Annotated in this window: 13 protein-coding genes; 1 reads left to right on the plus strand and 12 read right to left on the minus strand. The window is 47.8% G+C overall.

What is annotated here, in order from left to right; genetic code table 11:
• The first annotated feature begins 64 nt into the window (after positions 1-64).
• Positions 65-1,144 (plus strand): RNA-guided endonuclease InsQ/TnpB family protein, encoded by a 1,080-nt coding sequence (locus N0M98_RS07330; protein ID WP_259617428.1) that lies wholly within the window; start codon positions 65-67, stop codon positions 1,142-1,144.
• A gap of 131 nt (positions 1,145-1,275) precedes the next feature.
• Here N0M98_RS07330 and N0M98_RS07335 read toward each other — a convergent pair whose 3' ends face one another.
• The 12 genes from N0M98_RS07335 to N0M98_RS07390 form a co-directional block, all read right to left on the minus strand.
• Positions 1,276-1,701: a flagellar protein gene (locus N0M98_RS07335; RefSeq protein WP_259617429.1), complete on the minus strand. Its 426-nt coding sequence runs from the start codon at positions 1,699-1,701 to the stop codon at positions 1,276-1,278.
• A 107-nt stretch (positions 1,702-1,808) separates the two neighbouring features.
• Positions 1,809-2,600: a ComFC family protein gene (locus N0M98_RS07340; protein WP_259617430.1), complete on the minus strand. Its 792-nt coding sequence runs from the start codon at positions 2,598-2,600 to the stop codon at positions 1,809-1,811.
• Positions 2,584-4,506: an ATP-dependent helicase ComFA gene (locus N0M98_RS07345; RefSeq protein WP_259617431.1), complete on the minus strand. Its 1,923-nt coding sequence runs from the start codon at positions 4,504-4,506 to the stop codon at positions 2,584-2,586. The genes N0M98_RS07340 and N0M98_RS07345 overlap by 17 nt, the downstream gene beginning before the upstream one ends.
• 24 nt (positions 4,507-4,530) lie before the next feature.
• Positions 4,531-4,929, minus strand: coding sequence for a glycosyltransferase family A protein (locus N0M98_RS07350; protein ID WP_259617432.1), 399 nt, complete (start codon positions 4,927-4,929; stop codon positions 4,531-4,533).
• Positions 4,930-4,985: 56 nt separating this feature from the next.
• Complete coding sequence (locus N0M98_RS07355) at positions 4,986-5,708, minus strand: response regulator (RefSeq protein WP_249860170.1); 723 nt, start codon at positions 5,706-5,708, stop codon at positions 4,986-4,988.
• A 3-nt stretch (positions 5,709-5,711) separates the two neighbouring features.
• Positions 5,712-6,866, minus strand: a complete 1,155-nt coding sequence (locus N0M98_RS07360; protein WP_249860171.1) for a sensor histidine kinase — start codon at positions 6,864-6,866, stop codon at positions 5,712-5,714.
• Between the two features lie 120 nt (positions 6,867-6,986).
• Entirely contained in the window at positions 6,987-9,602 is a 2,616-nt protein-coding gene (locus tag N0M98_RS07365) for a stalk domain-containing protein (RefSeq protein ID WP_259617433.1), read from the minus strand.
• A 243-nt stretch (positions 9,603-9,845) separates the two neighbouring features.
• On the minus strand, positions 9,846-11,051 hold the full coding sequence (gene metK, locus N0M98_RS07370) for a methionine adenosyltransferase (protein WP_249860173.1): 1,206 nt from the start codon (positions 11,049-11,051) through the stop codon (positions 9,846-9,848).
• 169 nt (positions 11,052-11,220) lie between these two features.
• The gene (locus N0M98_RS07375) at positions 11,221-11,487 is read right to left on the minus strand and encodes an alpha/beta-type small acid-soluble spore protein (RefSeq protein WP_249860174.1); all 267 of its coding nucleotides are present in this window, start codon (positions 11,485-11,487) and stop codon (positions 11,221-11,223) included.
• A gap of 87 nt (positions 11,488-11,574) precedes the next feature.
• Positions 11,575-12,183 (minus strand): hypothetical protein, encoded by a 609-nt coding sequence (locus tag N0M98_RS07380; protein ID WP_249860175.1) that lies wholly within the window; start codon positions 12,181-12,183, stop codon positions 11,575-11,577.
• A 95-nt stretch (positions 12,184-12,278) separates the two neighbouring features.
• Positions 12,279-15,638 (minus strand): S-layer homology domain-containing protein, encoded by a 3,360-nt coding sequence (locus N0M98_RS07385; RefSeq protein WP_259617434.1) that lies wholly within the window; start codon positions 15,636-15,638, stop codon positions 12,279-12,281.
• 453 nt (positions 15,639-16,091) lie between these two features.
• Positions 16,092-19,940: an S-layer homology domain-containing protein gene (locus N0M98_RS07390; protein ID WP_259617435.1), complete on the minus strand. Its 3,849-nt coding sequence runs from the start codon at positions 19,938-19,940 to the stop codon at positions 16,092-16,094.
• Positions 19,941-20,159 lie beyond the last annotated feature (219 nt).

The raw sequence follows: 20,159 nt of genomic DNA on the forward strand, positions 1-20,159 counted from the left end.
AAAGCATCAAAAAACGAACGTTAGTTCCCGTTTTATGATATAATAGACACAGGGGGTGAACACAATGATAAGAACGTACAAATTCCGTTTGTACCCAACAGCAGAGCAACAGGAAAAAATCCAATTCACCATTGAACGCTGTCGGTTGCTCTATAATCGCCTGTTGGATGAACGAATCCATAAGTACAAAATGGAAGGGAAATCGCTGACATATAGGCAGCAAGCAAACACGTTCAGCGATCGTAAACAGTACATTCCGTCATTAAAAGAAGTCCATTCTCAAGTGCTGCAGGATGTCGCCAGGCGGCTCGATAAAACGTACCAATCGTTTTTTCGCCGCGTAAAGAACGGTGAAAAAGCCGGTTTTCCGCGCTTTAAGACGCGAAGCCGCTATGATTCGTTCACGTATCCGCAAACAGGATTTTCGCTTGGCGGTAAGCATATCCAACTATCCAAGATCGGAAGTGTACGAATCAAACTGCATCGGCAGCCGCAAGGGACGATGAAAACGTGTACGGTCACCGTTAAAAACAGCCGGTACTACGTTTGCCTATCTTGTGAAGTTGAAGCGCAGCCGCTTCCAAAAGCGAACCACTGTGTTGGCGTTGACCTTGGAGTCAAGCATTTGGCGGCAACCTCGGACGGACAACGATTTGCAGCACCGAACTATCTGCGAAACAGCGAGGCAAAGCTTAGACGGCAGCAAAAAGAGGTGTCCAGGAAGCAGCGCGGCTCAAAGCGCAGGCGGAAAACGGTCATGGTGCTCGCAAGGCAGCATGAGCGTGTGGCTAATCAGCGTAAAGATTACGCGCACCAAATCAGCCGGATTCTTGTTAACAACTATGACATCATCGCTTTCGAGGATTTGAATGTGCAAGGAATGCTGAAAAACCATCAGTTGGCCAAAAGTATTGCGGATGCAGGATGGAGTCAACTCGTCCAATTCGTGGCGTACAAGGCTGAAAGCGCCGGTCGTCACGTTGTTCGGCTCGATCCGCGTCATACATCGCAATGTTGCTCCACATGTAGCAAAATCGTATACAAAACGCTAGCAGAACGTGTGCATTGCTGCCCTCATTGCGGCACAACATTGGACCGTGATGTGAATGCCGCGATCAATATTTTGATGCGTGCATTGCGGTAAGTCTTATAACCAAACAACAACTCCAGGCTCGGACGGAGCCTTCGAGGAGGGACGAGGTTACGAGTTCCGATGATCCGAGAAGCCCATTGGCTTTAGCAGCGGGAGTCGTCACATTAAATTTGATAATACCGTCAGTTATGCCGGTCGCGCAAACGGTCCTGGATATTGTAGGACATATGATTTCCTTCCTTCTGAAGCTTCTGCTTGCGCTGCTCATCCTCCTGCATGTTGCTGGCCTCCTTGGACAGCTTCTGACGGCACGAGTCGCAGATCGTATGCACCCGAATCGGGGTGTTGCACACCTCGCAGTTGTAGGACATATTAGGATGATTTGCAATTGAAATGCGGCCTTCCCGGATAAACTTCGTAATCTGTTTAATGGAGACGCCCGTCGCTTCGCTCAGTTCATATAAATAGCAGGAACGGTTTTCTCGCAAATAGTTCAAGCATTTCTCGTACTGCTGATCGATCTCTTTAATGCAATTCACACATAGACTGAAGTTGTTTTTGACATAAATTTTCCCGCAGCGCGGACAATTGTCTACATTTAAACTCATGCCTGCTCTCCCCCCCATACTGATCACAGGAATATTCTTACGATTAGTTTATCTCAACTCCTGCGAGCTTGTACACTGAATTTTTGTCCAACATCCGACAAAATACGTCATCGCGCCCACCCGATTCCGTAGACAGCTACGTTAGGGAGCTCAGCCTTAACCGTTCTTGCGCACTCATTCAAGGTGCTTCCGGTCGTATAAACGTCATCTACTATATATAAGGTAATATCGGAAAAATGGAGCAGATCTTGCAGCGCTTTTTGCGATTCGGGCAGCAGCGCAAACACGCCTTGCAAATCGTCCAGCCGATCCCCGCGAGTTTTGAAGCTTTGCTTAGCCGTATGCCTGACCCTCGCAAGCAGAGGAATCACGGGAATGGACAAGCTGCCGCCCAAATCCTCGGCAAGCTGCTGCGCCTGGTTGAAGCCCCGCTCCAGCCTCCGCTCGCCGCTCAACGGCACATAGGTGATCAACTCCCGCGTCGCTCCGGAAGAGCTCCCTTGGAGTGCAGCCGTTTTATGAAGATGATAAGCATGAAGCAGCATCCGGCCGAGCAGCGAGCGCAGTTTTTCGTGACCGCGATATTTGTACATGGCCAGCCATTCCTTCATCAAAGGACTGTAGCTGACAGCACTGCGGTTTTGCACAAAATACGTATCCGTCCGCCGGCTGCAATCCGTACATATCTCCGGGCGTCCGCACCGGCTGCACTGCACCTGCAAAATCCACGGAACCGCTGCAGCGCAGCCGTCGCATAGAGGCAGCTCCCGCGCCCCGCTGTATAGAGCGCCGCAAGCGATACAAGAGCTCTGTCTCGAAGAAAGCAGGCTCTCTGCTTGCGTAACCGATCGCTTAAGCCATTGCAGCATTCGGGATGACAGCCTATGACGAGTTTCCATGAGGCTTGATCTCTCCTTTATCATGCAGATAGCCCTTCTTCCTGGCTAATGCGTTCATGCTCTTGATCTGACGGACTGCTTCGACTTGGGCGCGCGTCTTCTCTTGCGCGGCAAAATAAACATGCCCGGCCGGATCGTCGGCGGATCTTCCCGCTCTCCCTGCCATTTGCACCAAAGCGGCGGAATCGAAGATCGGCTCGCCTGCATCGAGAATCAGCACATCCGATTTGGGGATCGTGACGCCGCGCTCCAATATCGTCGTCGTCACCAAAATCCGCGTATTCCTGCCGCGAAAATCAATGACCTTCTGTCCCCGGTGTTCGTCCTTGGAGGAGGTTCCCTGGGTTGTAACGTGCGGAAAAGAAGAACTAAGCAGTTTCGTCAGCGGTTCTACCATATGAATTTTCGGCACAAAGACGAACACTTGCGCTCCCCGCTGTAAGGATGCTTCTATTTTCTGCTTAATCACCGGCGCTAGCGCGGATTTCTCCAGCTGCTGACGCAAAGGCGGCATCGTAAGCAGCACAGGAACCGGCAGCGGATGACGATGATACCGGGTCGTGACTTTTACATGAGGCAGCGCGCCGCGCTTCGCCGCTTTTTGCAGCTGTAACGGTGGCGTTGCGGACAGCAGAATGGTCGCTCCGCCCGGCTTGCATACTTTTTCCGCCGCATATTGAAGCATAGGATTATTGTGGTAAGGAAAGGCATCCAATTCATCGATGATGACGAGGTCAAATGCACTCTCGAACCGCAGCAGCTGATGGGTTGTCGCAATCGTGATCGGAGCCGCGTCCCAGCGCTGCTCGCTCCCCCCGTATAACGTAACGACCGGGATAGGCGAGAACGCCTTCTCCAATCGCGGCTTCAGCTCCAGTACCACATCCCGCCTCGGTGTAGCCACTACGACACGCTTCCCTTGCGCCGCCGTATACTGGATCATCGGAAAGATCATCTCGGTCTTTCCCGCCCCGGTAACCGCCCAAATCAGGAATTGTTTAGGCTGATTTGTCTTCTTATTGATCGTTTGTAATTCATTCCCTTTCAAAAATCGCAATGCTTCGCCCGACGCTTCCGCCTGAATCTCGCTTAACCCCCACGGAGCTAAATAAGCCTCCAAGGGCGGTTCCTCCGTGCTTGCCGAGGTGGCGGCCAGTTCCTTTGCCGCAGCGCTTGGTTCATGATGGCCCTCGGCCGAGCTTATCGTAACCGAGCAGTACCGGGATCGTCCCATCGTTAAGCATTGCTCGCAATAGGGGCACGACGTTCCGCAAAACATACATTCCGTAAACACCATATGCTCGGCTCCGCCCCCGCAGCGATGGCAGCGGTAGCTTGGTTTGCCGCCCCACCAGCGAAGCCTGCATTTCTGCTGCAGCGATATTCCTTGATCCAGCCGGAGCAGCCCGAGCAAGTAGGCCGTCTGTACATAAGCAAGCGGCTCAGCGGAAGCATTCGATAAGCCATAATGCTCCATCAGCTGCTTCACCTCATCCATTAGCAGGCTGCGGCCTTGCATGAGACTAACCAGCCTGTCCAATTCGGCGCTGTCGATACGAAACGTCACTCCTTGCGCCTGCCGATATGCAAGCCACTGGCTGTAGCTGCAATCGACCGGCTGCAGCCGGTTTACCGTGTCTCTGCCGATAAGCGTGTCTTCGGCACACTCCCGCACCGCTTTCACAAACCTCTCGGGCGCAAGTCCTCCCTTGCCTGCCCATTGAAGCACATTCAGCTTGTCCCTAAGCATAACGGCTTGTCCGAATGAAAAGGCCGGCTCCAGCATCCGAATTCGTACCGAACCCGGATACCGTCCGAACCATAACGTCATATCTGCCTGAATATCCAAAGATGCTTGCCATCGGACCGCATCGCCGCTAATCACCGCATATAAAATAGCCTTCATGTTCCCCCCGAAGCTATTGATTATTCACATCGCTTTGTAAGCGGTTACCAATCCGTCTTGTTGACCAAGCCGAACGATCACCACCTGCTTTTCCTCATGCTCGCGAATCCAATCATCCAAAGACTCCAGATCGCTGAACCTGCGAATGTCCAAATGGTATTCCAAACGGAACCGTTCGGCGATAGCCAGCGTATCGTCCGTTGATCCTTCGTCGGCTAGGGTCACGTGCACCTCCCGGCCTTTGAGCCGCGAGAAAAACAGCAGCGAACGAATGTACCATTCGACTTGATTTTGATTATTATGCGTTAACAGCAAAACATGCGTGACATTCCGACCCGTATCCCGGTGCCGCCGATAACACCAATGCACCAAGGCAATACTTGCGCCATAGCAGCCAAAAATCCACAATAACCCTACCATCATCGCGGCTCCCTCCCTTAGGATCAGTATATGCCGCAATGATTGGGTTGGTTCCTGTTTTAGAGCGTGACCCAGCCGTTTTTGATGGCGATAATTACCGCTTGGGTACGGTCATCGACTTCCATCTTCTGCAAAATGCTGCTGACGTGGTTTTTTACCGTCTTTTCGCTTATATATAAGAACTCGCCGATCATTTTATTGCTTTTGCCTTCGGCCATAAGACGCAGCACTTCCGCTTCCCGCCTTGTGAGCGGGCTGTTGTCGGAATGTACATATTTGACTCCGGCTTCCTTCGCGATTCCGCTTCCGGCTACGCCGACTTCATCCAAATAGGTCATTCTACGCAGCTGATTAATGAGCTTGCCCGTTACTTTAGGGTGAATATACGCATGGCCGGCTACGACCGAACGAATCGCGTTGATTAGCGACTCCGCCTCCATATCCTTCAGCAAATAACCGGATGCCCCTTTGCGGAGCGTTTCGAACACATAGCTCTCGTCATCATGAATCGACAATATAATGACTTTGATATCGGGAAAAATGTCCTTGAGCTTCTCCGTCGCTACGACGCCGTTCTCGATCGGCATATTAATGTCCATTAAGACGATGTCTGGAGATAGGGCGTTGCACAGCTCAATGACCTGTATGCCGTCGCCGCACTCCCCAACGACCTCCAGATCGTTTTCCATATTCAAAATGCGTTTGACCCCTTCGCGAAACAGCTGATGATCATCCGCCAAAACAAGCTTAATATTGCGCTTTGCATTTCCCGTGATGTCCATGATTTATTCCTCCTTCGAATCTAATTTGATGGGTATCAGCATCGATATTTTCGTTCCTGCCCCCTTGGCGGACTGCATCTCTATACGGCCCTCCAGCAGTTCTACTCTTTCGCGCATTCCAATAATGCCGTAATGGCTTCCTTTTTCGATTTTCTTGTCGATGTTGTCCAGGGTAAACCCGACTCCGTTGTCGGTAACGACAATTTTCACCATTTGCTTCTGGTAGGTGACCTCCAGCATCACATGAGATGCCTGAGCGTGCTTGACTACATTGGAGAACGCCTCTTGAACAAGCCGGTAAATGGCTACTTCCATTCCGGAAGGAAGCCTCGCATCTTTGCCGGTGAATTCAAACTGCGTTCGAATCCGCGATTTTTCTTCAAAATCCTGCACAAATTTGCGCAAAGCGGGAATAACACCCAGGTCGTCAAGCGCCATCGGCCGCAGATTGAATATGATTTTACGAACTTCTTCAATCCCGCCGCGGACTTGACCTTTCAGATCGACAAGCTCTTCTTTTACGGACGTATAGGCCTGCTTGGTTAACATTCGTTCGGCAATTTCGGTCCGGAGTACAACGTTAGCCATCGTTTGCGCCAACCCGTCATGTATTTCCCGGGCAATCCGTTTGCGCTCTTCTTCTTGAGCCAAAATAATTTTCAAACCGAGCAGCTGCCGGTTTTTAGCCGATTCCAATAAGCGGGTCACCTGGTTCAAATCGCCGGACAGGTACTCCAGCACTACATTCACCTGGGATACGACCGCTTCAGCCCTCTCCAATTGTTTATCGACATTTTTAATCCTTTTTTGCAGATCATCTCTTCTCGCCTTCAGGTGAAGCTCTTTCTCCCTGTACATCGCGAGCTGGGTTTGCATCTGGGTGGCAAATTCATAGGCTGTGCGAATGTCATCCTCTTTAAAGCGTTTAAAATCACGGCTAACCTCGGTTAACCGAATGCGCGCCCGCCGATATTCCATTTCAATATGATCGACCATGTCGATAGTCTTAGTCGTTTCGTCGATAACTTGCTGCAGCTCGTTGTTCAGCGCATTGCGCTCTGACCGTACATTTTCGCAAATTTCAAAGATCTGATATTTGCTGCTCTCCATGACGTCAATCGCATTTTTGATAATGCGGTCTAAAGCGTCCACTTGCATACGTCGGGCTCCTTCTTCAACAATTCCCAAATGAGGAGCCTGTGCGACCCGATTGTCGGACAGGCTCCTAGCAATATAGTACCATATTTATAGTCGATTGTAAGAGGAGATAGGAACTAATTATTGCAATGTGATCTGCTTCGTCTTTTCATCCCAAGTCACTTTCCAGCCCATATTTTCCGAAAGAATACGCAGCGGCACGACGGTAACGTCATTCATAATCTTCGGAGCCACCTCAGCCGTAATCCGTTTGCCGTTCACAAGCAGGTCCGGATTGTCGATCCATAGATCGATCAGCTTGTCCCCGCGAATGACCGTAACCTTGCGCTCTTTATCGTCCCAGCGGACGGTACCGCCCAATGCATCCGTGACAAAACGGATGGGGATCAGCGTATTTCCGCTGACAATTACGGGAGCCTGTTCCAGCGTCATATTTTTGTTATTGACCGTAACGGCCGTTTTATTCACCGTCAGCTTAACCGAATTGTTCGACGGCACGGAGAGCTGGCCTTTGTAAGTGAACGTAATATCGTCGATGCCGATCTTGCCTACGGTAGCGCGTTCGTCTTGACCGACGCTTTCGCTATATACATATACGCTCTTCACAACAATCGGGAACTTGAGATCCAGATCGGACAAATCGGCCGAAACCTGCTTCCAGCCCTTCCAGTTAATGTTCTTGGCTAATTCAACATAGTACACTTTACCGCTATTATCTTTAATTTCCGTACGGAGCGAGTTCAGGCTTTCATCGCCGTCCACCTTCATCTTAATAAACTGCGGCTGGCCTTCGATCTGGATGCCTGTGTCCATATTCGCGTAGGCCCACTTCTCTCCGGTAGCTTTAGAAAAATCGTAATTTAGTTCCAAATATTTGTTTTTTGCCGCGCTCTCACGAATATAAACGGATGCTGCAACGCTTTCTTCCGGTTTGGAACCCGAGTTCGTCAACACCGCATTATGGTCCAGATCGTACCATACGCTGTCTTTGCCGATCGGAAGCGTCAGCATGGTGCTGTATCCGTCATAACGGGCGATAAGCTGAAGCTGTTTGGCGTCTGCCAAGCTATTCACGGTAAGGATGCCGTCTTTAACCTCAGCCTTCATGCCGAGTACTTCCCAATCAATGAGCTGCGGGGGCACTTCGCGAGATTTGCCCGATTTGGTCGTTGCTATGACCGGGAGTTTATAAGAACCGCCTTCCGATAGAGCAATATTGGTGGCATCAATCTGAAGTCCCGCCAGATCGTTCCGTCCTACAACCGGAATCTCGGCCGACTGGCTTCCTTTTCCGGACGCAGCCGTTACTTTGGCTATTCCCAGCTTCGTCGGCGTGAATACATTATCCTTGAACGTTCCGTTGTCTGAAGACCATTGGGCCGTTACGCTGCCCGATTCGATCGGATTATAGTATTCGTCGTAGCCTTTAAAATTCAGCGGCGCCTGTTCGTTTAAAAACAGAAAATCGGGCGCTTGAATGAACAGCTCCTTAACATCCCCCTGAGGCGCCGTTGAGAACACGCCGACTCCGTTAACGACCTTACGTTGAATGCCTGTCTCCGTCTTATTGATAAGCACCGGATTGAACTCCCCAAGCGGTCGGGCCACCATCTGAGTCGATCCTCCGCCGTCCAGGTTCATCCCTTTCCAGACGCCGACTTTGATCATAAACTGCTGCAGCTCTTTCATGCTCAAGCCTTTGCTGTCCCCGCTATTATCCACGGTAATGATATAAGCCGTTTTTTCATCTTGAGAGTAACCGATCGCCGTTCTTGAGCGATAGCAGCATAGACTGTCCACTTCGCGGGAAAAATCGGTCGGCTGGCCGCCGTCTACCAAAATGGTATGGCCGCCGATCATCATTTTGAAATTTTTCGTATCGTACGTTTTGGTAGAGTCCTGCGGTAAAATATCGTAATCCGCCTTGAGCGGGTCTCCGATCTTCATATGCTGCCGGACAAAATCGGCCGCTTTTCCCGAAGCCCGCAAAATATAGCCGTCCTGCGGAGCGATCATATCGATCGTCGTGTTATCTGCAATTTTCTGAATAATGCCTTTCTGGACGAGCACTTCCGTCGGTACCGTCACCCCGTCGTTCGAACGGTCCGATTGGCCCCATGCGTTAGTGTACATAAACATGGCATCTACGTGGCTGTGCTCTCCGCCGGGCTCGAACCAATAATACGTTTTGTTAATGCCGCCTAATGCGAATTTAGCCCCGTCCTTGGTCGTTACCGACCCTTGGAACGTAAACAAATCGACGATCGGCTTATTGTCCTTGGAGATAGCGAACGAATAAAAGCCCGGCAAATAAGGCGGCGTCGCCATCAGCCTGCCATTCTCGATCTCCGGCCCCATCGGAACGCCTTCCGCCTGCGTATTGTAAAAGTCGCCGTTTACGCCGGCAACCGCCTTCGTCTCGGTAGCCATTCCAAGGACGCTTTGCTTCTTCGTAAATTGATCGTTCGTCCCTGTCATCACGTCCAATTTTACGTTAGGATTCGTCAAATCTACTTCTATTACATTGCCATTGGTCGTAATCTCTTTATTGCTGCGAGTCGATTTCCAAACGTATTTTTTCATAACGGCGCCGGAAGTCAAAATTTCCTGGCCGGTCATCGTCACCGTCGGCTCCGAAGCCGCGTATACCTCAGCCGTTGTAATAAGAGGCGATAAACCTATGAATGCAGATAAAACAATAGAGGACATCTTAATCCAAGCTTTATGCTTACTCACACCTATGTTTCTCCCTTCTATTCCCACTCTCCTCTTACTTAGACTCTATTAACATGGAAAAAGTTACGTTTTTACTAGGCGAAATCGTGAACAATTTGGACAAGTTTCGCCATTTTGTGAACAAAAATAGCCCGGCTCTATAAAAGAACCAGGCTTTGGTATCGAATGCTATGAGAAAAACGTCTATCGATGTCGTTTCAAAGACGTTCAACCGCGTTCACTTTCCAATACGGTGAAAAAGATTTAAACGAGCGCATCGCGCTTCAAAAGCTCGGCTTTGTCCGTACGCTCCCAAGGAAGATCGACATCCGTGCGGCCGAAATGACCGTAAGCTGCCGTTTGCTTGTAGATCGGTCTGCGGAGATCCAACTGCTTGATAATGCCTGCCGGACGCAGATCGAAATGTTTGCGAATGACGGAAACCAGCTTCTCTTCCGACACTTTGCCCGTTCCGAACGTGTCGACCGCAATCGACACCGGCTGTGCGACACCGATTGCATAAGCAAGCTGAACTTCGCATTTGTCCGCAAGACCTGCGGCAACGACGTTTTTAGCTACGTAGCGAGCCGCGTAAGCGCCGGAACGGTCAACTTTTGTCGGGTCCTTACCGGAGAATGCGCCGCCGCCGTGACGAGCGTAGCCGCCGTACGTATCGACAATGATTTTACGGCCGGTTAAGCCTGCATCGCCTTGAGGTCCGCCGATTACGAAACGGCCTGTCGGGTTAATGAAATATTTGGTATTCTCATCGAGAAACTTCTCGGGAACGATTGGTTTAATGACATGCTCTTTGATGTCCGCTTGGATTTGCTCCAAGGATATATCTTCACTATGCTGCGTAGAAACGACAATCGTATCAACGCGCACTGGCGTATCGCCGTCATATTCAACAGTAACCTGAGTTTTACCGTCAGGACGCAAATAAGCGAGCGTACCGTTCTTACGAACTTCGGACAAACGTCGGGAAAGCTGGTGGGAGATTGAGATAGGAAGAGGCATCAATTCCGGCGTTTCGTTCACCGCGAAACCGAACATCATCCCTTGGTCACCGGCGCCGATAGCTTCGATCTCTTCATCGGTCATTTGCCCTTCGCGTGCTTCCAGAGCTTTGTTAACCCCTTGCGCAATGTCAGGCGATTGTTCATTCAAGGAAACGAGCACAGCGCAAGTTTTCGAATCAAATCCGAATTTGGCGCGTGTATAGCCGATATCTTGAATCGTTTGACGTGCGATGGATTGAATGTCCACATATTCGGATTGGCTGGTAATCTCACCGATAACCAATACCAAGCCTGTTGCAACGGAAACTTCGCAAGCTACACGTGCGTTAGGATCGTTCTTAAGAAACGCATCCAAAACTGCATCGGAAATTTGGTCGCAAATTTTATCCGGATGACCTTCCGTTACCGACTCCGATGTGAATAGGCGTCGACCGCGTGGAATAGACATATAATCAACCTCCTATAACTAGTATTCATTAATAAAAAAGTACACATACAAAAAATCAACCTTTTCCCGTAGGAAAAGGTTTCATTCATACCTTCTTGTAGTTATGTTACTGGATTTGTCGAGTACTGTCAATAATATTGCATGAGTTCCCAAAAAATTAACAATCCGCTTACAGGTTCAACATCATCTCTTCTGCCTTACGGATTAAGCGGCTTGTTATGGCCCCGCCTACGGCACCGGCATCGCGGGAAGCGATATGTCCCCAGTAATCTTCCTTTACCGATCCCGATGGAATAGCGCCGAGCTCTGTGGCGAATTCAACGTTAGCATTAGCCATGGATTTGCCTACAGGAAGTCCAAGTTCAGCAGCAATTTCATACTTCAACTGATCCAATGCTTGTTTACTTTCAGGTACCACTTTATTCGCTTTAGCCATATGATCCACCTCCAAATGTGATGTAACGATAGTATGTCCTTGCGCTTTGGAGGCAAACGTATAAACGGTTGTCAATAAGGGTAAAATTTATGATGTAATCTTCGTTCCGTTCGCATCGGTCAAAACGTAGCTGCCGCGAACCATAACATAAATATCTTGCTTTTGTTTCGGATCGGGCTTAATGCCGCGCCCTTCCCTTGGAATGATAAGCAAATGGTTATTTTCTATCGCAGCGCCGGCTGCAATGTCCTTACCTGAAGTTACATCTGCAATTCCGTTATCGTCAGAGCTGACTACCGTTACTTTACCGGTACGGACAATGATTTCTGCTCCGTCTCCGCCGTATAAGATTTGTCCTTGCTCAAGCTTAATAACCTGTAATTCTGAGCCCCCATTTGATTCGGAAGGTGTTGAAGCATCAGGAGCAGGCTGAGCAGGCGTAGTAGAGCCCGAGCCGTTTTTTCCAAGCTCCGCACTAATGATTTGACGTACTTTCTCTTCGGTAATGGACTGACTCGAAAGCTCGTCCGCAATTTTCTGTTTAATGTTCTGGTCAAAATAACTCTTTGTTATAACAGGATCATCTACTGAGCCCGGCTGTACCGATGTGCTTCCGCTGTCGGCATTAGCACCGACAATGGTCGCCGCCCACAACAGCAAAGTGCTTATGGCCACTTTCGTACGTGTTTTATTCATGCTTCACCTCTATGTATAGAAATTGTTATGTATGTTAAGTATAGCTAAGTTAAATAAAAAAAAGAAGACCCCGAAGGGCCTTCTCTTAATGCTTATTAGTTAGCAGAACCAACAGTTACTGCGAAGGATGCAGTTACACCGCTTGGTGCCAATACGTTGATTGTGAAGCTGGATACATCGCCATCAACTTTCGTGATTTGGCCAGTTTTCGAATCAACTGTAGCTGTACCAGTACCAGAAGCTACTACATCGCTGACATAGAAGCTCAAGCCAAGAATTCCAACATGACCTTGCAAGTATTGGTCACTAGCACCATTTTCTTCATTCAAGGAACCAGGTGCACCTTCAGACACGATTTCATCACCGTATTGGTCTTTCACAGTGATTTTTTCTGCCAGATCTTTATCCCACAAGAATTTGTTAACCAAGGAAGCAGCGCCAGTTGCTGTTTTACCTGTTTTCTTCAGGGAGATCGTAGCTACAGAAGGTCCTTCATTCTTCGTAGTCAGCTCGATTTGAGCAGTTTGTTGCTCGTTCTTAGCATTAACGAAGATTACGTTCAGTTTGGCTGTACCTGCATCCAAACCATAAACGAATTTCTTATCAGCAATGTTCGCAACACTTGGATTGCTGGAAGAAACGGAAACGATGTTTGTAGGAAGTTTAACTTCTTCACCGCCACTGTTCTTCGCTCTGATCTTGATTTCTTTACCCAATTTAGGATAGTTAGCTCTCATGTAAGCAGCATCAACTACAGTATTCAGGTTCAGATAATCATCGCCAGCAAGAATTGTGTTGTTGACGCCTTTATCCAAGTAAGCTTCGTAAGTCAATTTGTTTTGAGCTTTCTTAGGATCGATAACTTCGATCGTTTGGCTTACGGAGTCAACCAGTTTAGCGTTGGCATCCAGATATTTGTCAGAGCTATCTTTGAACTTGATATCGTAGGAATACAATTCAGCTTTAACTGTGAAGCTACCTTCAGCAGCACCTTCTTTGGAGTAAACTTTGAACGATTTGTCAAAGAAGTTATCCCAGTCGTTAGCACCAAGCAACTCTTGAGCAGTCTTCAGATCATAGATCTTGGAAGTGTAAGTTGCTTCAGAAGAAGAAGCCAAGAAGACATCTTTTCTGTTGCCATAAGCCGCATTGCTTCCGTCAGTAGCTTTTTGCTTGGAAGCAAGGTAAGTGTTAGTGTCGCCGCTAGGACCGCTATAGATCAGTTTTACAAAATAACCGTTGTCTACATACTTGGAGTCCTTGCTGATATACTTCATTTCTGCGCCTTGTTGGTCGTAGATTTTGAATTTCAGCTCATTATCGGTTACAGCGCCATTGGAACCAGCAACCATTTGTTTCTTAGGAGCAGTGGAGAACTTGATTTCTTGAGCTTCACGCACATCTCCGACGGAAATGTTCATAGTTGCTTTTTGGTTCGGGAAGTCTCTCAACGTAACAGTAATGGATGCAGATCCTTTTCTGTCAACGTCTTGGATTTCGATTTGACCTTTATGAGTACCGGAAGTAGCGATTTCGCTGCTTGCCAGGTTGATACCGCCGGAGGAACGGATGTCGAGTTTATCTCTGCCGTCGCCATAAGCGTCAACGATGTCGTCAGCATCCAACAGATCGCCGTTGGAATCTTTCAGTACCAAAGGTACATAGAATTTGTTGTCTACAGACTCATCTTGCGTATGAACATCGCCTTCAGCAAGTGTGTAGTTGTAAGAACCGAATTCCACTGTAGCAGGAACTTTGGAAGCTTTGATCTTGATGTCTTTGCTTACCGATTGTCCGCCACGAGCGAAGATGTTAACGTTGACTGTTTTCTCTTCGTTGTTAGTGGAACGCAATTTCAGGTCAGCAGCTGTATCGCCTACTGCGTCGTCTACGAATGCGTCTTTGTCGTCGTCGCCGATTTCAAGGTCGCGATCTGTAGTCGAAACAGTTACGGAATCGTTCAGCAATCCTTTGTTCTCAACACGCAAGCCGTATTGATCCCATGCTTTCAGATCCAAGAAAGCGTAGCTGTTAGATTCAACAGCGTCAACTTTATTGCCGGAAGAGTTGAGCAGGTCGCCAACTTCGATTTTGGACACGATAGGCTCGTCGCCGATAGTGAAGATTTTGTTCACTTGAACGCCGCTATCTTCGTGCAGGATCGTGATGGACAATCTGTCGTTTCTTTCTGTTTTGCTGCCTTCAGTCAAGTTGAACGCTTGAGCACCGGCGATCGAAGTGATGGAAGCATCTCTGTCACTTACGCGGATATCAAAATTGCTTGCGATGAAGGAAGCTTGCTTGCCGTATTGGTTCGTTGCTTTGAAATCAATACGAACTTTATAACCACTGTAGAGTGGATCACCGTTTTTATCAACTGCAAGTGGAAGTGTATCGGATGCAGTCAAGAAATCGATTTTCGTTACTTTTTCTTTCGTAGTTGTTACGGAAGAAGTTTTAGCAGTATCGTCGATGTTGGACAGACCGCTGATCGTAACGTCGAATGTGTTTTCAACGAACTTCGTATCGAAAGTCAAAGTAGCAGTTGTTCTGTCATCGTTCCACTTCGTAGTGTAACCGGAAGACAATACGTTGCCGTCTTTCTTAACTTCGATTTTCAGGTTTTTCGCGTCGTCTGCACTCAAAGCGCCGTTCAGCTCAAGAGTCAACTCTTTAGCGTCAGTAGCTTTCAAGGATGCGATAGCGTATTTACCGTTGAAGTCAGGTTTGTATTGTTGTTTAGCTTCGTAGGAGCCAAGCACCAACAGGTCGCGAGTAGCTGCAGTAGTACCGCCAAATGTGCCGTCGCTGTTGTTAGTCAACAATTTTTTCTCAAGAGCCAGAGCTACATAACCTTTAGCCCAGTCAGATACTGTGCTGTCGGAAACGCCTGGAGTTGCTTTAGCGTCGCTATCCAATTTCAGACCGCGAAGCAAGAAAGCAGCCAGTTGTTCTTTAGTTACTTCACCAGCTGGGTTGTATTCACCTTCAGCGTAGCCGTCAGTGATGCCGGCAGCTTTAACCGCTTCGATGTAAGGAAGAGCGTATCCGTTAGCAGGATCGTCAGCTTTAACATCGTTGAAGGAGGAAGTTTTCAAGGAAGTGTCAACTTTCAGTTTGAAAACCAAAGCTGCAACTTTAGCGAACTGAGCGCGGTTCATTTGGTCTTTCAGGCCGAATGTACCTTCAGATACGCCGTCGAAAATTCCTGCGGAAATCATTGCGTCAAACTTAGCTTTAGTAGCCGCGTCAAGATCTTTCAAATCGCTGAAATCAGCGGAAGTTTTAGCAGCTTCAGCTTCTTCCCCAAATGCTACGGAAGAAAACATCGAGAATGCCATAGCAAGGGACAAGATTGTAGATAAACTTTTCTTCATAACCTTTTTTTCTCCTCCTCGAATATCTTTCGGTTGTTGAGAGTTTTGTTTAAATAAATTAGAGCTCGATTCTCTCATTAGCCGATTCACCCCCTTCCCAGAGTTGAGCGAATTAATTATTATAAAGGTCTGCAACGTATAGGATTGCAGAAACTAGTAAACAATAAAACTGGTAGAGCTAGGGACTCGCATACCCTTATACATTATACACTGCAAAACTATTAAGGTAAAGAGGGTATTTTGTGAAAAATATCCAACAAATGCTGGCCTTTATTGATGCCTTTTTGTTAGTTCACTGTATTAAACGCGTAGCCCTTTAAAAAGTTGCGCTGCTTTGAAAAACTTTTTTAAATTTATCAACGCCTGTATCCATGCTAAGATTCGAGCTTGTATATCATCTTGTACATCACTTTCGTATACTCGCTCGCTTACGAAACTTAGTATACAACGATCTATCACCTACGTCATCACGAATTATTTTCCAATGTCGCGATACGAAGAAAACCCCGCCGCACGGCGGGGTTTAAGCTATTATTTCGGTATTTTCTTTTGCTGTTTCAATACGCGAATCGCCACTGCCGCAGCTTCCGCTCTGGAGAAATAATCTTTTGGAGCAAAGCGCAGCGTTTGTTTCTTTTGCCCTTCAAGAAGCACATTCGGCATCCCTTCGATAAAGCCTTGCTTGGTTGCCGCTTCAACCGCAGAACGCGCATAATAATCGATGCTGGCCGCATCGGTAAATGATTTCTGCAAAGAAGCCAGCACAGCAGTATCATTGCTGTTCATCTTCAAGTCAGCCGCGCGAGCTATCATCACCGCAGCGTCCTGCCTTGTGATGGCATCGTGATGACCGAAATAACCGTCGCTGTTGCCCCGAACGATTCCCGCTCTTGCCGCAGCTTCAATATGCTTGAAGTCGTACAAGCCGGCAGAGTCGGTCAAATAATTGCCTCTTTGAACGTCTTTAAAGGTTCCGTCATATTTCGGATCGGTGCTATCGATAATATTCGTATCTTCGTTTTCTAAAGGAATATTGAAGATTTTAACGAGCATGGTTACGAATTCGCCGCGCGTAATCGACTCATCCGGCAAAAATTTGGTCGGACTCGTTTCCTTATTCGTCATAATTCCTTTGGAATACAAAGTATCCAGGAAATCGCGAGCCCATGAATGGTTCGTCACGTCGTCGAAGCTGTCATCCATATACATAACTTGATAATACCCGAAAGAGTCGAAAGGTACGGTAATCGAGTTACTTTTCAGGTCAATCACTCCGCCGATATTTCTCCATTCCGGACGGGCCACGTTAGGATCACCGTTATTATCGGCAAACGTATTGAATTGGAATACGGTAATGTATTTCCAAGCGTCGTCTCTAATGTTAGGATCGTATTTCAACGTCAAGCTGCCCCGCTTGGTAGGCACAACCATATCTTTAATGTAACGATTGTAGAAAGTGTCGTTCGACGAACTATACTGCGACGCCTCATTAGGCAAACGTCCGCTGCCTTCCAAAGCATCCTTCAGCTTCAAATCTTCATTTGGAGCCGATATTTCCTCAATCGTACCGCCGTCGATCCAGAATCGTTTACTGGCAGGCTTGAACCGTCCCGTCGTTTCCACCAAGAAGTTCTTACCGCTGCGATCCTCAAGTTCCTTATCGACACGGCCGTCGTCATTGCTTGCAATGCCGAACAGGATTTTTCGGTCAGCCGATATATACTGCTTTTCCGCCGTTCTGTCATTGCGCATGAGCTTCGTGTCCTTAGGGAACGTTAACACTAAATCGCCATTAAACACTTTGAACGAGCTTGCCAACTTCGCCTTGTATTGGTTGCCTTCAATGGGCGTATCTACATTATAAAGGATAAAGCTTCCGCTTAATTTACCGGAAGACCGGTTGACGGTGAACTTAATTTCATTTTTGCCCGGCTTTAAACCCGTTGCTTCATAATAATATATCCCCGGCTGATTAGGGTCCGTTTCTTTTACAGCTTCCTCTTTGCCAAACAATACGCTGTCCGCATTTTCAGCAAGAATCGTGATCTTCTGGAAGTTCTTATTAATGTTGGCTTGATCTTTGCCGTCTTCATTTTTAATCAAGGTAGGAACCAAGATTTGATAAGGCGTAGGTTCCCTAGTTATGGAGAACGACTTGCTTACCGTAGCTCCGCTGGAGTTCGTACCTGTAACGGTGAACGTATACGTTCCGAAATCATTCAGCGAAATTGAGTCTACCGAACGAAATACCGTTGTCGTCGCGCCAGCCGCTACAGGGGAAATGTTGACTGTAGCCGGCGATGTGCTGCCCGGTTTCAAATATGTTACAGATAAGCTGGCATTTGCCGCAGAACCACTGATTTTCATTTGATTGGCTGTCGTATAATACGTATCCGGCCGCGTATCTTTGCTAAATCGAACATCCTTCGGATCATAATCCGGGGCAAAGCTTACAATAGTCGGTAAAAAATTGCTGAATACAAAAATATCGTAGTTGGCTTCCGTCACTTTCTGGTTGTTGATAAAGATTTCAAAGTGAACCGGCTTGCGCCCGTCGTCCGTGCCGAAGTAAGCAGCGGCATCGACTTTTACGGTGAACCGCCCCGTCGCCGGATCGAGTGTGATCGGGGAAGCGGTAGCAGAATTGGTAACTACTTTGTTATTAATGGATACGGTCATTTCCCCGGAGCCCAAATTAACTACTCTACCCGAAATACAAGGCCCGCCTTGATCTGCACATGTAATTTCGGTTGCACTCTTCACAACCATACCATCAAATATGTTATCGACAATAATATAAGGCGCTGCTGAGATGATAAGATCATAAGACTTGGCTCCCGCAGGCACTGATTCGTAGGCGGCATCGTAAGGAATCACTTCAAGCGTCGAAGCCCCGTCGCGTATTCCTTGCAAAATAATGTCCGCCGTCCCGGTTGTTCCTGCCGTAAGAGGATAGATGCCCCCGCTGTGACTCCCGTCGTCATAGGCATTTCCATTTAGCTTCACAAGCACTTGCGATGCATTCACCGCAGTAACTCGCAGCGTTGCCGGGAATTCGGTGATTTGGGTATTGCCCGTTTCGTTTAATACTGGGCTTGGCGTTACATTAGGGATAATGCGCTCCACCTTGTCCACGTAAGCAGCATCTTGATCGACAAAGTTAAACGTAAAGCTGGACTTCGTCGTATCGATTAAATTTTTATGAACGAAAGTGACATCGATTTGCTGAAACCTGCGGCTTTTATTAATCGGCAAATCAAGCTGAATGTTGTGAACTTCATATGCGCCCGACGAATCGACCGTAACATTTGCATTAACCGTATTCAATGCAGGCACAAAGGTCGGAGTTTCGTTTTCATTAAGAACGCCGGGATTGGACGGGTCGACGAAAGCCATCTTTTTATCGTTAAAATTGTAACGAAGCTTGTACACACCGCCTGTGCCCACCATTTCAATGTCGGCATATACGTAATCGGATACTCCGCTGGTTCTGGTTGTTTTCAGTGAGGTGGAGAAAGTTACGTTATTGCCGACTGTCGAGCTTTTTTCAAGCGTCGGATGCTGGCTCGCGCTGAGTTTTTTCGTCGGTGCGGCCGACGGCGTGCTTTTTGAATCGATATAAGAATTATAGGCGAATGCCTTGCCGTCATCGTAAATAAACGATTTGACCAAGTTATAGGTATTCGTGCTGTTCTTAGACACGAAAGTAACATCGTTATCTCCGGGAACAAACTTAATATCGTTGACCCTGCCGGTGTTCGTAATATAGGTAAAAGTTCCGCGTGTAAAATTGGCAGGTATGTAGGAAGTCGCGCCTCCGTTCAAGTATGCCTCAATGCTTGTCGCATTGCCGGCTGCACCTGTAATCGTAGCCCCGGTATAAGGAGCTTTCTTAGGATACATTTGTCCGTCAACGATGGAATCGCCGTTCATGTAGAGATTACTAATAGTAGAAACGGGAATATAGTACGCCCAACTTGGCGCCGATGCGGTATTGACCGTTCCATCGAACCTCAGCACAATTTTGTTCAAGCCTTCAGTCAAGTTTACATTAGTAAATGTAATCTGATTATTTCCCGATTTTACAGGCTTGCTGGTTTTGTCTACGAAAGACTTGCCCGTACTCATATTTGTGACTTCAAAATAAATGTTGCTCATCTCTTCATCGGAGATGCCGTTAACATCCGCGATGACAGTGATCGGGTTAGTCGTGAACTGGTCTACCGCTGCATTTGCTCCCGGCGGTTCCTGCGTATTGCGGTACTGCAAATTCGATATGCTTAGCGTCACCTCGGCAAACGCCGTGATAGGTGCCACCAAGCTGATCAGCAGCGCCAACACAATAGACAAGCTCGTCCACTTGTAAGTTAGTCGTTTCAAGGGTGGTTCCTCCTTATGTAATGATGCTTGGTTTTATTGGTTATAAGCTGTCGCTTGTCTGCCGATAGTCAAAAACTCCTCCCTCATCCTTGGATTGCAAAAGTCTGTCTTCTTCGCCATATAAAGTGTCATGTACTCTTATTTATCGGTTTGAAGCCGCCAAAAATTTAGTTTTATCCCGAAAATAGACACAACAAAAAATCCCGAACCTAAGCGAGC

Source organism: Paenibacillus doosanensis (assembly GCF_025060755.1).
Taxonomy (GTDB): Bacteria; Bacillota; Bacilli; order Paenibacillales; family NBRC-103111; genus Paenibacillus_S; species Paenibacillus_S doosanensis.